We start from the raw sequence: 16,230 nt of genomic DNA on the forward strand, positions 1-16,230 counted from the left end.
CTCAGTTCCGGATATCCATGGCGCTGCGCATGCCGTCGCTCAACAGGTTGAAGCAGATCGAGACTGCGAAGATCATCACACCCGGCAGCGCCGCGACCCAGGGGTTGACGTAGATCGCGGTGCGCAGCGTGTTCAGCATCAGGCCCCATTCCGGCTCCGGCGGCTTGGTGCCGAGGCCGAGGAACGACAGGCCCGCGGCGAGGATCATCGACACCGAGATCAGGCCGGTGGCGTAGACGAAGATCGGGCCCAGCACGTTGCCGAGCATGTGCACGCGCATGATGGTGAGCGGACCCGCACCGGAGGCGCGCGCGGCCTCGACGAAATCCATGTTGCGCACGCCGGTCGTGACGCTCTCGGCAACGCGGGTGATCTGCGGCACGAACACGACGGTGAGCGACACGATGGAGTTGACGATGCCGGCGCCCAGCGCGCCGGAGATCGCGATCGCCAGGAGCACCGACGGGAAGGCGTAGAACACGTCGATGGTGCGCATGATCGCGGTGTTGAGCTTGCCGCCGACATAACCCGCGACCAGCCCGAGGCCGGTGCCGATCACGAAGGCCAAGATCACCGGCAGGATGCCGATGATCAGCGACAGCCGCCCGCCGTAGACGAGACGCGACAGCATATCGCGGCCGAGCTCGTCGGTGCCGAGCAGATAGCCTGATGTACCGATGTGGCGCAGGCGGCGGATCATCGAGCCCTGGTAGGGATCGGCGAGCCCGAGCCATGGCGCGAACAGTGCCGCCGCAAAGATCAGGATCAAGATGAGCGCGCAGGCCATGCTGACTTTGTCGCGCATGATGCGGCGGCCGACGGTAGCCCAATAGCCTCGCGCCTTCGTCGCGGGGGCTGCTTGCAGTGCGAGATCGGTGATCGTGCTCATCGCGCTAGCCTCGCTTGATCCGCGGGTCGATCGCGGCCTGCGTGATATCGACCAGGAGGTTGAGCAGCACGAAGAACAGCGCCAGCACCAGGATCGTGCCCTGCAACAGCGGCAGGTCGCGCTGGAAGATCGCGGAGTTCAACAGCAATCCCGAGCCCGGCCAGGAGAACACGGTCTCGATCAGGATCGAGCCGCCGAGCATGTAGCCGAGCTGCAATCCCATCACCGCGAGCGCGGTGGGGGCCGCGTTCTTGATGACGTGGCGGAACACGTTGGTCTCGCGCAGGCCCTTGGCGCGCAAGGCCTCGACGAAATCCTGCGACAGGATATCGCCGGTCAGCGCGCGCACCGTGCGGGTGACGATCCCCATCGGGATCACCGAGCTCGTGACCGCAGGCAGGATCAGATAGCGCAAGTGGTCCCAATCCCATGCCCAGGCGCCGGAGCCGCCGGGACCGGCGCCGACCGCGGGCAGCCAGTTGAGCTGCACCGAGAAGATGATCACCAGCACCATGCCGAGCCAGTAATGCGGCACCGAGACGCCGGCGATCGCAAAGGAAGTCGCGAGCTTGTCGATCCAGCTATCGCGGAAATAGCCGGCGATCAGCCCGAACAATAGCCCGAGCGTGAAGCCGATCATCGCGGCAAAGATCGCGAGCATCACAGTGTTGCTTACGGCGCGCATCACCTCCGACAGCACGGGCCGGCCGGTCGCGATGGAATTACCGAGATCACCGTGCACAGCGCGCCACAGCCACAGCCCGAACTGCACCGGTAGCGGACGGTCGAAGCCATAGGCGGTGCGCAATTGCTGCGCCAGCTCCTGCGAGGCGTCGGCCGGCAGCACCGCGACCAGGGGATCGCCGGGCGTGATATGCACGAGCAGGAAACACACCAGCGCGACGCTGATGACGATCGGGATCACATAGACGATGCGTCTGGCGATATAGGCAAACACGAGCGACTCTCTACTTCCCTTCTCCCCTTGGGAGAAGGTGGCGCGCATGAAATGCGCGCCGGATGAGGGGTTCTATCCGCGGATGCTAATGCTGCTAAGGAGAGGCCTCTATCCGCGGAGGCAGACCCCTCACCCGGCTTCGCGTTCCGCGAAGCCACCCTCTCCCACAAGGGGAGAGGGTGAACAGCGCAACTTACGTCTATTGCGTCATCGAGACCGGCGAGAAGTCCACGAACCAGCTCTTCGGCTGCACGAAGCCCTTGACCTTCGGGCTCATCGCGCGCGGCGCGACGTCGTGGGCGACGTAAAGGAACGCCGCGTCATCGACAGAGGCCGCATGCAGCTCGGCGAGCGCCGCGTCGCGCGCGGCGGGATCGAAGCTCTGGCGGGCCTTGGTCACGAGTTCATCGAATTTGGGGTTGTTGATATAGCCCCAATTGTTCGACACCGGCGGCGCCATCGACGACTGCAGGAAGCGCACCAGCGCGAAGAACGGATCCATCGCCGCATAGGTGACGTTGGTCGCGTTCGAGCCATTGGCGGTCGGATCCTTGGCACCGCGCCGCCAGTTGGTGAACAGCGTGTTCCATTCGATCACGTCGAGCTGCACGTCGAAATAGCATTCGGCGAGCGCCTGCTGCAGATATTCATTCATCGGCAATGGCAGCATCTGGCCTGAACCTGACGCCGATGTCTGGATCTTCACCGTCAACTTCTTGTTCGGACCATAGCCCGCTTCCTGCATCAGCTTCTGCGCGGCAGGCTTGTCGTATTTGATCTGGAAGGTCGGATTGCCGCGCCAGGGATGGCCCGGTTCGAACGTGCCGGTCGCCGGCACCATCAACCCGGCAAGCAGGCCGTCGCGCAGACCTTCGCGATCGACGCAGAGATTGGCGGCCTTGCGGACGCGAATGTCGTTCCACGGCGAGCCCTCGATGCGGGAGAACTGCCAGGGCCAGACATGCGGCTCTTCATTGCTGTAGAGCACGAAGCCGCGCTGCTTGATCTCGGGCAGCGCGTCTGGCGCCGGCGCCTCGACCCAATCGACCTGACCGGAGAGCAGCGCCGCGGTGCGCGCATTGGCTTCCGGCATCGGCAGCAGCACCATCTTGTCGACCTTCGGAACGCGCGCCTTGTCCCAATAGGCAGCGTTCTTGACGAGCTCGAGCCGCTCGCGCGGTGTGAATTTCGTCATCTTCCACGGCCCGGTGCCCGAGGCGTCCCTGGCGAAGGCGGCCCAGGCGGCCTGCGATTTCGCCTTCGCATCGGCACCTTCGGCAGTGTCATAGAACTTCTGCCACTTTGCCGGGCTCGCCATGAACAGGTTGGTCAGGTTGATCGGCAGGAAGCTGTCCGGCTCCTTGGTGGTGAGTTCAACCGTCATGTCGTCGATCTTGCGGGCCGAGGCCAGCGTCGGCATGCGCGAGGCGGTGACGCCGACCTGGCTCGGATCGAACTGCGGTGCATCCTGCTTGAGCACCTTGTCGACATTCCAGACAACGGCGTCGGCATTGAACGGCGAGCCGTCATGGAAGGTGACGCCGGGACGCAGCTTGAAGATCCATTTCTTCTTGTCGGCATCGTCGACCTTCCACTCGGTCGCAAGGCCGGGGATGACGACGCTCGCCTTGTCGGCCGACGACAGGTCCCACATCGTCAGCCCGTCATACATCGTGAGCCCGGTGAAGCGGTTGCCTTCGAAGCCCTGATCGGGCTGCCCGAGCGTGCGCGGAATATCGGCAGCAGTCATGCCGATGCGCAGCACCGTTTCGGCGCCAGCTGCGCGCGGCACGGCGGCCAGCGCAATCGCCAGCGCCGCCGCCAGCGCCAGCGCTTTGGTTTTCTCAGTACGCATTGCAAAGGTCCCTTCTTCAACTTCGGGTGATTAATTGTTGGGCAATCGTATGCAATGCCTGTGCCAAGGGGAATAGTTCTGCGGAAAATCGCCCCGGGATGCGTCGATTCTTCTCAGTCCGTGCCGCGGGACGGAAAGATGTGCCTATTCTGGCATCAAGCTTGCTTGGTTGGCATCCGGTATTCGGAATACGTCAACGGAGCTTTGGTAACATGCGCACCCGATATTCGATTCTCGTAGCTGCTTTGGCGCTTGCCATCGGCGCAGGCTGGAGCAGCAAGCCGGCGCAAGCCGAATCCGTGGTGCGCTACGGAATCTCGATGGCGGATATCCCGCTCACGACCGGCCAGCCCGATCGCGGCGCAGGTGCCTATCAATTCACCGCCTATACGATCTACGATCCGCTCGTCGCCTGGGAGATGGATGTCGCCGACCGGCCGGGCAAACTGGTGCCCGGCCTCGCCACGGAATGGAAAGTCGACGACAAGGACAAGACCAAGTGGCGCTTCACGCTGCGCAAGGGCGTCAAGTTCCACGACGGCAGCGACTTCAACGCCGATGCCGTGATCTGGAATCTGGACAAAGTGCTGAACGACAAGGCACCGCAATTCGACAAGCGGCAGAGCGCGCAGGTGAAGACCCGCCTGCCCTCGGTCGCGAGCTACGCCAAGATCGACGATTTCACCGTGGAGATCACGACCAAGACGGTCGACTCCTTCTTCCCCTACCAGATGCTCTGGTTCCTGGTCTCGAGCCCCGCGCAATATGAAAAGCTCGGCAAGGACTGGGACAAGTTCGCAAGCCAGCCTTCCGGCACCGGCCCGTTCAAGCTGACCAAGCTCGTGCCGCGCGAACTCGCCGAGCTCACCAAGAACGAGGACTATTGGAACAAGAAGCGCCTCCCCAAGGTCGACAAGATGGTGCTGATCCCGATGCCGGAGGCATTGACACGCACCAACGCGCTGCTGGCAGGGCAGGTCGACCTGATCGAGACGCCGGCGCCTGACGCCGTGCCGCAGCTCAAGGCCGCCGGCATGAAGATCGTCGACAACGTCACCCCGCATGTCTGGAACTATCATCTGAACGTGCTGCCCGGCTCGCCCTGGACCGACATCCGCCTGCGCAAAGCGCTGAACCTCGCGATCGATCGCGATGCCGTAGTCGGGCTGATGAATGGATTGGCAAAACCTGCCAAGGGCCAGGTGGACCCCTCGAGCCCATGGTTCGGCAAGCCGACCTTCGACATCAAATATGATCTCGCCGCCGCCAAGAAGCTGGTGCAGGAGGCCGGCTACTCCAAGGAGAAGCCGCTGAAGACGACCTTCATCATCGCCCAGGGCGGCACCGGACAGATGCTGTCGCTGCCGATGAACGAATTCCTGCAGCAGAGCTTCAAGGAGATCGGCATCGACGTCGACTTCAAGGTGGTCGAGCTCGAAACTCTCTATACGCATTGGCGCAAGGGCGCGGCCGACGAGATGAACGCCGGCATCACCGCCAACAACATCGCCTATGTGACCTCGGACCCGCTCTACGCGATCGTCCGCTTCTTCCATTCCGGCCAGATCGCGCCTGTCGGCGTCAACTGGGGCGGCTACAAGAACCCGAAGGTCGATGCGCTGATCGACGAGGCCAAGCAGACCTTCGACACCACCAAGCAGGACGAACTGCTGGCGCAGGCGCATGCACTGATCGTCGACGATGCCGTGCTGGTGTGGGTAGTGCACGACACCAACCCGCATGCGCTGTCGCCCAAGGTCAAGACCTTCGTGCAGGCGCAGCACTGGTTCCAGGACCTGACGCAGATCGGGCTGCAGTAGCGACACGAATTGTAGGGTGGGCAAAGCGCAGCGTGCCCACCCTACAAAATCACCGGGTCACTTCGTCAGCAGCGCGAAGGCGCCGTTCCAATCTTCCGGGGGCGGGTTCTCGAGGAAATGGCGGATGCGCGCTTCGTAGAGATTGTATAGCCGTTCCAGCGCATGACCCTCGTCGGTCTTGCGGCCCCGCTCGATGGCGGCTAGCGCACCTTGCCAATCGCGGCCGCGGTAGCAGGCCAGCATTTCGATCGTGAGGTTGCGCAGGCGCTGGAAGCGGCCGGACTGCGCGATGTCCTCGCGGCCGGCAATCGCGTAGATCACCTCCGGCTCCTTCTTGCCCTTGACCATGATGAAGTCGAGCTCGAGGATTGCGAACTTCTCCTTTGCGGCGAGCGCAGTCTTCGACCCCACGATGATGGGAAAACCGTATTCCTTGGACTGCCCCTCGAGGCGCGAGGCGAGATTGACGCTGTCGCCGAGCACCGAATAGTCGAAGCGCAGGTCGGACCCCATATTGCCGACCACGCAGACGCCGGTGTTGAGGCCGATGCCGACATTGAGCGGGATATAGACGTGCCCGCCCGCGTCCGCCTCTTCTTTGCGCAGTTTGTTGAGCTCGTCGATGCGCTCGAGCATGTCGATCGCCGCCTCGCAGGCGTTGATCTCGTGCGCCTTGTCGTCGAGCGGCGCGTTCCAGAACGCCATGATCGCATCGCCCATATATTTATCGATCGTTCCCTTGCGGGCGAGGATCGCATTGGTGAGCGGCGTCAGGAAGCGGTTCATCAGGGCGGTCAGTCCCTGCGGATCGTGCTTGTAGGATTCCGAGATCGTGGTGAAGCCGCGGACGTCGGAGAACATGATGGTCATTTCGCGCTCCTCGCCGCCGAGCACGAGCTTCTCCGGCGACTGCGCGAGCTGTTCGACCAGCGCGGGCGACATGTACTGGGCGAAAGCGCCGCGAATCTGCTTCCGCTGCTGCTGCTCGCGGACGAAGCTCGAGAAGATCAGCGTGAGATAGATCGCCGTGGTCGACATCAACGGATAGGTGAAATCGATCAGCAGGCGGTGCTGCGTGTAGAAGTACCAGGAGGTGCCGATCAGCGCGGTCGCGAATACCGCACCTAAGCCGACCAGCGTGATCGGCCCGAACAGCGGGGCGATTGCGATCACGAGCAGGCCGAACACCAGCGCGGTCGCGAACTCGAACGCGATGCCGTAGTTCGGCTGCGATACGCTGGCTCCGCTCAGCGCGCTCTCCAGCACCTGGGCGTGGATCTCCACGCCAGGCATCGCGGGCGTGACCGGCGTGGTCTTGATATCGTTGAGCCCGACCGACGAGGTGCCGATCAGGACCAGCTTGCCCTGGATCCTCTCCGCCGGCACCCGCCCGTGCAGCACGTCGACCGCCGAGACGTAGATCGAAGGGTCAGCCTGGGCGAAGTGCACCCAGAGCTGGCCGTTGTGGTCGGTCGGAATCCGCAAGCCGCGGAGCGAGAGGCTCTTGATTCCGGCCTCGTCGGTATCGATCAGCACGGTGCCGGAGCCGGTCGCGACCCTCAGCACCTCAAAACTCAGCGACGGCATGGTGGCGCCTTGCGCCAGCATGATCATCGGCACGCGGCGGACGATGCCGTCGCGCTCGGGCCTGATCGTGAACAGGCCGCGGCCGGCGGCGGCCCCTTCCAGCACGGGGACGTTGCGCAGCAGGCCCGGGAAATCGAACATGAAGGGCTGCGGCTCTTCCCCCTTCATGGCGAGCGGCGTCAGCGGCAGCGACTTGTCGAATTCGGCGACCACGAACGGCAGGCCGGAGGCGCCCAGCACCACGCGCGACTTGCCCATCGCCTCCGCCAGGATCTGGTCGTTGCTCGGCAGCGCCCGCAGCTTGGCCTTGGTCTCCTCATCCAGGTTGCGAATGGTCTCGGCGGCGGCATCCGGATTGAGCCGATCGGGCTCGGGAAACACGATGTCGAAGGCGATCACGACCGCGCCAAGCTTGGTCAGGTTGGTGACGAGATCGGCGATCCGCGTGCGCGGCCAGGGAAACTGGCCGAGCTCCGACAGGCTCTGTTCGTCGATATCGACGATGGTGACCGGCCTGATCGTCTTGACCCGGGGCTCGATGACCTGGAAACCGTCAAACGTCCTGACCCGAAGCTCCTCGATCGCCGGCGGATCGAGCACCCTGAGCGCGGCGAAACCGACCAGGATCGCAAGACAGGCGAGCCGCGCATAGCCGAAGCGCCGCTTGAACCACCTTCGCAATGCCTTCAGCCGTCTCATGACGCTTCGATATCACGCCCGCGTCGATTGATCACGCCGGGAGTTTTCAAGAGTGCGGTGCACCCAGGCGTGCGGGCCGGCTCGGTCAGACGCTGCCCGGCGGAACGATGAAGTCGTTGGCGTGCAGATGGGCCAGCGCGACGTTCTTCAGCAGGATCGTGTTGTGATCGTTGCCGTCAAGGTCGATCTGTACGTCATTGCCGTTGTTCACGCTGGTGGCGTGGCTTTCGAGCCAGTGATTGAAATCGTTCGGCCCGCTCGGATCGAAGGCGACATAGTCCAGCTCGATCTTGTCCTGGCCCGGCGTGAAATCGCCGATCGTGTCGTGGCCGATGCCGCCGGCATTCTGCTTGAAGACGAAAGTGTCGTTGCCGCCACCACCGAAGAGGACGTTGTCGTGGCCGTCGCCGGTCAGCGTGTCGGCGAACGCGGTGCCGCGCAGGTTCTCAATCGAGGAGAAGATATCGCCTGCGGCCGCGGTGCCCGCGGTAGCGCCGGTGAGCAGGTTGACGCTGATCGAACCGCTCGCGTGCGAGTAATCCACGGTGTCGCTGCCTGGATCGGTCGGGCCGAGCGGACCGCCGAGGCCGTTGAAGACATCTGGATGATTGCTGGCCAGGAACACGTCGGGGCCGACGCTGCCGACATAGTTGAAGGCAACCGCGCCGAAGATGTCGCCAAAGCTTGGTCCTGTGGACTGCACCGGATCGGACGGAGCAGTGGTATTGACGACGGCCTGGACACTCATGTTCCAGCCATGGGTGCTGACCAGCAGATGCGCCGCCGTGGCCTGGGCCGGATCTGTCGTACCGAAAATATCGATCTCGTCGATGACATAGGAGATAGAGCCGGTCTGCGGATCGAAGCTGTAGTCGCTGCTGACCATCTCGAAAACAATGCCTTTGCCGGCGTTGAGGACAAAGGCATGGTCGCTGGAGCCGTCACCCGTGACGGGCTGGCTCGCAGCGAAGTCGTCATAGAACGTGCTGAAGTCGTAACCATCGGGCGTATGCACGGCAACTGTAACGGTAACCGGCGTGACCGCCTGATCGAGCGTCAAGTTTGCCGTCGAGCTTGCGTGCAGCGCCCCGTCGGAGGCCACGTAGGTGAAGCTGACAGGGCCGGCATAGCCCGACGCCGGCGTGTAGATCCAGCTGCCGTTGTGATTGTCAACGAGATCGCCGCCACCACTCGCGATGCTGAGGCCGGTGATCGACAGCGACTGGCTGTCGATATCGCTCACGCCCGGAAGCAGATCGGAGGCATGGATGATGTAGGACGCGTCTTCGGTGCCATGCGTCAGCGTCACCGGCACCGCGACCGGCGCATCATTGGTGCCGGCGATCGTCCATGACACCGAGGCCTGTGTGATGGCGTCACCGTCGGAGACGCCATAGTTGACTGTTACCGTGGTCTGCTCGCCCTGAGCCAGGTGCTGGTAGGCGGCAACGCTCGGATCGAGCGTGAAGGAATGCGTATCGGCGTTGTAGCACACCCCGTCCGGCAGTTGCGTCGGGACGTTGACGACCGTCAGCACGTCATGGTCGGAATCGGATGCGTTGGCGAGCGCGTCCAGCGTGCTGGGGCTGCCATCTTCCGTCGCCGATCCCGTAACCGCGCCCGAAACCACCGGCGCGTGGTTGCCGATCTCGTTCAGCGTGACGGATACGGTTTGGGTGAGCGTGCCGCCGTGACCGTCGCTGATCACGACGTTGAAGGTCTCGACCTTGCTGTGACCCGGCAAGCCGTCGAGCGCCTGCCGCACGGCTGCGGGATCGGCGGTGTAGGTCCAGGCGAATTGCCCGCCGACACCGCCGATGTCGGACTGCTTGACCAATGTCAGCGTTCCCAGCGCAGTGCCGCTGCCGGTATAGCTGCTGGTGGCGGTATGGACGTCGTTGAGGTCAGGATCGGCGAAATTGATCGCGCCTGTCGCGGTGAGGCCCACCTCGCCGTTGTGCACCTCGAACTGATCGACGCCGTCGATGCCGGTATTGCCGTCGGTGGTCGGAAGCGTGAGCAGCGCGTCCTGGTTTCCGGATTGCGGCAGCTCGTAGTAATGCGTGCCGTCGCCGGCCGAATAGCCGGCGCGCGCCGGGGTGCCACCGAGGCCATCGGAGCCGCCGCTGGCGTCACCGGTCGTCCATTTGATATCGCCGTAGCGATACTGGACGTCGAAATTGCCGTTGCCTTCGCTGATCAGGACGAGCTGGAACGAATTCAGCTTGTTCGCTCTCTCATTGTAATAGCCGACATCATCCCAGGTGATGGTCATGACGCCATCGGCCGCGTCGAGATCGTAATAGACGTTGCCATGGCCGCGGGTATCGACGTCGGCCCAGAACACCGCGATGATCGGATTGTTCAGGCCCGCGTCGATCACGCTGGGCGTATAGGCGTCGGTCGGCGAGCCGAAGGTGATGTTGCCGTTGTTGTTGATGTAGAGCGACTTGTATTGATGGCCGAAGAAATTGATGCCTTGCGCGCCGAACGCTGACGTGATGTCGATGGCTTCGGAGGAATTATCATCGCCATGGTCGAGCGCGAGCTCGCCATAACCCTCCGCTCCGGGAAGATCCTTGATCAGGCCCGTCCCCAGAAGCTTTGCGGCAACCTCCTGGCTGACATGGCCATTTGAGACGGGCACGTTGATCACGCCATCCGTCACTGTTCCGCCCGCCAACGTCGGCGCATCGTTGACATTCGTGAAGGCAATGCTGCCCGCCTTCACATTGGAGAGCATTTCTCCATCATTGGCCTGGATCGAGAAGGTCGGCGCCGCCTCGCCGCCGTCGTGAACGAAGCGGACGTGCCCTGCGGCGAGATCGGCCGAGGTGAAGCTGGCGGTATCAATCCAGCCTTCGCCACCCAACACCTGGAACTTGCCATGCGTGACATTGGTGACCGTGAAGGTGAAGCTGGAATCGTCGAGGTCGGTGACGTTGATGTTCGCCGGCGTCAGCAGCACCACCCCGCCCTCGGACACCGCGAGCGTGGCATCGTGGACAACCGGAGGCGTGTCCGCCACCGGGATAGTCGGCGGAATGGCATTGTGGACGCCGATCGTGATCGGGATGGTCGTCGTGCCGCCGTTATATGTGAGCTTGATCAGGAATTGCTGGGTCGCCGTGTCGCCATAGACCAGCGAGGCAAAATCCGATTTGTTCTCGGCGAACGTCCAGTTCACGAAATTGCCGTCGGCGCTGAAGCTCGCGTGCAGGAGACCGGTCGGATTGCCCGCCGCGTCGGTGACAGAAAGCGAGACGTCGTTGATTCCGCCGGTGATGCCGACTTTGCCGTTGGTCGTCAGGACCGACCCCGAGTTGGCGGTCTGCTCAACGATCGCGTTGCGGCCGGAACTCGGATCGACCACGAAGATGTCGCCGCCAGGTCCGTCCGCGGTGGAAAGATTCGACGCGTTACTGCCGAAGGCGATGAACAGGCCACCGGCGCTGATGGTTGCGCCGAGGTTGGAGGCGGCGTTACCGGACGCCCCATCGGCCGCGGTCGACACCAGCATGATCTTCGGATGGGCGGGATCGGTGAGATTCACCACATAGGTATCGGCAACCGAATTGTGGTCGTTCGACGTCAGCGCGGCGTCGCTCGCGAAGATGATGAAATGGCCGTCGGGGCTGATGACGGGGTTGTAGGTCCCGCCGCTCGGGTTCGACGTGTGGAAGACGATCTGGTGGGTCTGCAGGTCGTAGAGGTAGATTTCCGAGTGCCCGCTCGCGTCGGCGCTTTGATAGACGACATAGCGGCCGTCGGCACTGAGCGAGGCGGCGCTCGCGCCGACCCCCTGCGCGGTGTCCGCGATCGTGCTGATGACCCCGGTTGACCGGTCATAGACGTAGAGATGGCCCGAATTGCCTCCGGGATCGGCACCCCAGAACGCAACCACATGGCCGTCAGCGCTGATCGTCGGCTTCAGCAACGATCCGCCGGCACCGGCATCGGCGGGCGTGATCATGGTGAGGACCTGCCCCTGCCGATCGTAGACGACGATATTGCCGCCGTTCTCGACCGCGATCCTGCTGCCGTCGCCGCTGACCGCAGGCGACGTGCCCACGCCAATCTGTGTCGTCGTGTGGTACTGCGCCGAAGACGGATCGTTGTTGTAGAGGAAGATGACGCCGCTGGAGCTTTGATAGACGACGGAGTGACCATCCGAGCTGATGGTCGGCGAACCATAGATGCCCCCGGAAGGCGAGATCACGATGGTGACACCGGTCGCGCGGTCGAACAGATAGATGACGCCGTCGGGGTCATAAGTGACGAATTGCCCGTCGGCGCTCATCACCGGCCCGAAATGATCGCCAGTGCTGGTCGTGGAGATCCTGGTAACCGTTGGCGGATTGACGACGAACGGGATCGACGGCTGCGGCCCGGTGGGCTGGTTGTTTTGCTGCCCGGGGAGGCCCCGATCAAGCAATGCCTTATTTGATATACCGCCCGCGCCGGTTCCGTTGCCCGTATCCATCAGGACGGAAAAGGTCTTGGCGGAGCCGGTGTTGCTGCTGTTGATAGTGGTGTTGAGCGCCGAGCGGAATTCGGTTCCCGGCGAATTGGGCGAGGTCGAACTGCCGATGTTCGCAAATTTCATCCGCGGGTTGGCGTTGTTCTCGGTGTGCTGCGGCAGGTTCGGGTCGATCGCCTTCTGGATCTCGTAGGTATTGAGCACCGCCTGGAAGGTCGCGAATTCCTGCGCGATCTCCGCCAGCGTCTTGGCGCTTTCCCGCGCGATCAGTTCGAAAGCCGCAGTCGGCGTCAGCGTCAGGATGCTGCCATTGCTGGTCACCGTGCCGATCAGAACGCCGCGCGTGTTGAAGACCTGGACAGCATGGACCTGGTTGTCCTGCTGATCGACGACGGAGATCTTCACCGTGCCGTCGACCGACGAGATGTCGAGGATAACAGCGGTGCCGCGGATACCCATGGTCGCGATCGGGGTGGCGACTTTCATGTCGCCGGTCCTGGCGACCTGGCCGGCGACGAAGCTGGCGGCGCCCTGCACCAGCGTGATCAGCGAGGAGTTCGAATTGCTGCTGGCGTCATAGGTGAGCTCGTTCAGCATCAACCGCGCATTGGCGTTGAGGTTGAACGTGGTGCCGTCGTTCAGGACGAGGCCGAGCGTAGAATCGCTGCCGGTCTGCACCACGTCGCTCTGATAGACCGCTTCGCCATTATGCAGTTCGACGGTAACGCCGCTGCGCACCACGCTGGCACTGCCAGTCATCTTGGCGATATGGCCGACCAGATCTGCCGCCGGCGGCGTTCCCGCCTGCGCGTAAACAGTGTGCCCGGTCAGCGCATCAACGACCTTCGGATCGAGCGACGCGCCCTCGGGGGAAACCAGTATCGGGTGCTTGTCGCCATGGAAGTAGTTCGGCACCACCACGCGATGCAGCTCGTCGGAGATGACGAGATCGTTGCCGGATTTGTGGAAGTTGCCGGAGAACAGAAGATGCGCATCAGGAACAGTAAAGCTGTCCGCGTGGCCATCGCGGAACGAAAACGAATCAAGATCGACATGCGCGTTGGAAACAGACCCCAGCCCACTCGACGCAACGTTGTCGGCGTACTTCAATGCCCCCACCAGAAATAGTTAATAAAAATGTAAATTTCCTTAGCCAAACCTACACATATCATTAGGAGAAACCACGCGAAAGCACTCACACCGAGTGCGAGGCCCATTGGCAGCGCGGTCGGGAAGTCTTCTTTCAGCCTGGCACGAAGCAGATTTGATCCGGCGCGCGTTGTTGCCCGAAGAGCGCATGGAGCCCCATTTAATTTGCAGAAAATTGAAGTGAATTCAATTACTTCTTACGAAGGAAGGATATTTCCGACTGCTGGCCGTCCGCCCAACCGCACCAACCTACACCAGCGTTGGGGCGCCCAATGTGATGTAGATTACGGATCAATGGAAAAGCTGCCCCGTTAGTCATATGTTCAGAAAGACCGGCCGCCTGATGCGTCCGACGACTTCCGATGCTGTTGCGCCAGCCCGCCTGCGGACGCGCGCCTATTAAGCCAACATCAAGGATAAGACATCGTTACCCCCGAAAAGGTTCGACCGCGGGGGGTTGGCAAGATCGATAAAGTTTTCGACGGTTTGGCGAGACCGGCTTCAGCGTCTTCCGCATTTCTCCCGCCCGTCCGCACCTCCTTAAACAGATCGCAAGCGCTCTCGCACGATCCTCTTCCCACGAAACGATCCGGTCACGCGCTGGCGAACGCCGCCGATATCCGGACAGGGGGTGTCAGATGGGAATGTTCGGTTATGCGGGCGCGCTGCGTGCGCTCATGTTGGCCTTTGCTCTGCTTTGGCTTGCACCGGTGGCACAGGTCAGCGCGGGGACGCTGCTGTCCCCGGGGGGCGCGGTCCTGATCAAGAAATCGATCGAGCCGTTCGGGCGCGTGACAGCCATCCTCTCGGAGGGCGGATTGCGCGACAAATGGCTCGGGCTGCAGCACCGGCTCGCCGATGATCTGGTGCAGCTTGCGCTGTGCGAGGGCGACCGCGAGGGCTGTGTCTCGCCGGCCGCGCTGAAATTCCTCGCCGTCGTCGACGACGCGAAGGCCAGAGACGGCCGCGCCCGGCTCGGTGAAGTCAACCGCGCCGTCAATCTCGCGATCAGGCCCGCGGATGACCTCGTGCAATATGGCGCGACCGACGTCTGGGCTTCGCCGCTGATGACCTTTGCGAGCGGCGCCGGCGATTGCGAGGACTACGCCATCGCCAAATTCGTGGCACTGCGGCTGGCCGGCATGGCGCCGGAAGACCTGCGGATCGTCATCATGCGTGACACGCTCCGCGGCGAGGATCATGCGGTGGCCGCAGTCCGGCTCGAGGGACAGTGGCTGACGCTGGACAACCGCCGCATGATGATGGTGGCCGATACCGACGTCAGGAACTATCGGCCGACTTTCGTGGTCGATGAGCTCGGCGTCCGACGCTATGCCGACATGCCGCTGGTGGCCGAAGCGGCGCTGCACTAACCGGCGGACTAAGGGATTCCGTCATTGCGAGGAGCGAAGCGACGAAGCAATCCATCTCTCCGAACGTGGCAGCATGGATTGCTTCGCTTCGCTCGCAATGACGGCGATACTCAGAACGACAGACTATCCTTCGTCAGCACCCAGCGGCCGTTCTTGATCTGCTGCACCTGCGTGATGGTGTTGGCGAGGTGGTCGTTCCTGGAGAACTTGGTCGGCGGCGAATTGAAGATGTCGAGGAACTTTTCGCCCGATTCAAGCGAATCCAGCATCTTCTGGCCGGTCAGATCCTTACCCGCCTTCTGCGCATAGAAGGCGAACGTCATCACCGCGTTGTAGCCGATGATCGCCTGCGTGTTGGCGTCGGTGCCGAACATCTTTTTGTAGTTGGCGAGCCAATCCTTCACCCTGCCCTTGGCGGTGTCCTCATAGGGGATCTCGAAGCCGGACGCCGCATAGAGACCCTCCACCGCTTCCTTGCCGAGCGCCGGCACTTCGAGCACGTTGGTCGGCGTCGCGCCGAGGAAGGTCACGTCCCAGCCGAGCTTCTTCGCCTCGTTCATCGCGCCGATGGTCTCGCGGATCACGGTGCCGAGCACGACAAGGTCGCAGCCGTCGGCCTTCATCTTGGCGACCTGCGCGCTGAAGTCGGAGGCGCCGCGCTTGTAGCTGGTGATCGAGGCCGGCTGCAGCTTCATCGCTGCGAGCTGCTGGGTGAAGCCGTCGAGCACGTTTTTGCCGTACTCGTCATCCTGATGCATGATGCAGGGCTTCTTCGGGTTCTTCTGCTCCACCATGTATTTGAGCGCGGCGCGCGTGCTCTCGACATAAGGCAGCAGGTTGTTGAACTTCAGCCGCTCCTGCGGCTTGCTCGGATCGAACTTGAAGGTGAATTCGGCCGCCGTCAGCGGGAAGAGCTGGAGCACGCCGGCATCGAACAGCACGTCCTGCGCGGCCAAGACGGTCGGCGAGCCCATCGGGCCGATCATCGCGAAGATCTTGTCGCGCTCGACCATCTTCTGCGAGGCCAGCACCGCCTTCTTCGGATCGTAGCCATTGTCCTCAAGGATCATTTTGATCTTGCGGCCGTTGATGCCGCCGCTCGCGTTGATCTCCTCCACCGCCAACTTCATGCCGTTGGAGACCGGCACGCCCCAGACCTTGATCGGGCCGGACAGGTCCTGATGGGTGCCGATGACGATCTCGTTCGCCGAGATGCCTTCATTGGTGACCTTGGTTTGCGCTGACGCCGGCAGGTGGGTCAGCGCCAGCGCGCCCACCGCAAGGCAAAATGCCTTGAACGCTTTCGACATAATGATCCTCCTCTCCATGGCCCATATCGAGCGAAGGACCGGGCCTGTTTGGGCTCCCTCGCCTTTCTCTTGACCTCGCCCCGCTTGCGGGGAGAGGTCAAAATTCAAGC

The 16,230-nt window shown here is 62.7% G+C and carries 8 protein-coding genes; 2 read left to right on the forward strand and 6 right to left on the reverse strand.

What is annotated here, in order from left to right; genetic code table 11:
- Position 1: 1 nt before the first annotated feature.
- The 3 genes from CWO89_RS09045 to CWO89_RS09055 form a co-directional block, all read right to left on the reverse strand.
- Positions 2–889, reverse strand: a complete 888-nt coding sequence (locus CWO89_RS09045; RefSeq protein ID WP_130578282.1) for an ABC transporter permease — start codon at positions 887–889, stop codon at positions 2–4.
- Positions 890–893: 4 nt separating this feature from the next.
- Complete coding sequence (locus CWO89_RS09050) at positions 894–1,847, reverse strand: ABC transporter permease (protein ID WP_130578283.1); 954 nt, start codon at positions 1,845–1,847, stop codon at positions 894–896.
- Between the two features lie 199 nt (positions 1,848–2,046).
- Positions 2,047–3,702, reverse strand: a complete 1,656-nt coding sequence (locus tag CWO89_RS09055; RefSeq protein ID WP_130578284.1) for an ABC transporter substrate-binding protein — start codon at positions 3,700–3,702, stop codon at positions 2,047–2,049.
- A gap of 212 nt (positions 3,703–3,914) precedes the next feature.
- Here CWO89_RS09055 and CWO89_RS09060 point away from each other — a divergent pair, with 212 nt between their 5' ends.
- Positions 3,915–5,522: an ABC transporter substrate-binding protein gene (locus CWO89_RS09060; protein ID WP_130578285.1), complete on the forward strand. Its 1,608-nt coding sequence runs from the start codon at positions 3,915–3,917 to the stop codon at positions 5,520–5,522.
- A 57-nt stretch (positions 5,523–5,579) separates the two neighbouring features.
- Here the strand turns inward: CWO89_RS09060 and CWO89_RS09065 are convergent, their stop codons facing one another.
- On the reverse strand, positions 5,580–7,808 hold the full coding sequence (locus tag CWO89_RS09065; RefSeq protein WP_130578286.1) for a CHASE2 domain-containing protein: 2,229 nt from the start codon (positions 7,806–7,808) through the stop codon (positions 5,580–5,582).
- Positions 7,809–7,893: 85 nt separating this feature from the next.
- Positions 7,894–13,398, reverse strand: a complete 5,505-nt coding sequence (locus tag CWO89_RS09070; RefSeq protein WP_130578287.1) for a nidogen-like domain-containing protein — start codon at positions 13,396–13,398, stop codon at positions 7,894–7,896.
- 677 nt (positions 13,399–14,075) lie between these two features.
- Between CWO89_RS09070 and CWO89_RS09075 the strand changes: the two genes are divergently transcribed.
- Positions 14,076–14,810, forward strand: coding sequence for a transglutaminase-like cysteine peptidase (locus CWO89_RS09075; protein WP_165421065.1), 735 nt, complete (start codon positions 14,076–14,078; stop codon positions 14,808–14,810).
- 110 nt (positions 14,811–14,920) lie between these two features.
- Here the strand turns inward: CWO89_RS09075 and CWO89_RS09080 are convergent, their stop codons facing one another.
- The gene (locus CWO89_RS09080; RefSeq protein ID WP_130578288.1) at positions 14,921–16,120 is read right to left on the reverse strand and encodes an ABC transporter substrate-binding protein; all 1,200 of its coding nucleotides are present in this window, start codon (positions 16,118–16,120) and stop codon (positions 14,921–14,923) included.
- Between the last annotated feature and the right edge of the window lie 110 nt (positions 16,121–16,230).

This window comes from Bradyrhizobium sp. Leo170, assembly GCF_004296405.1.
GTDB lineage: Bacteria > Pseudomonadota > Alphaproteobacteria > Rhizobiales > Xanthobacteraceae > Bradyrhizobium.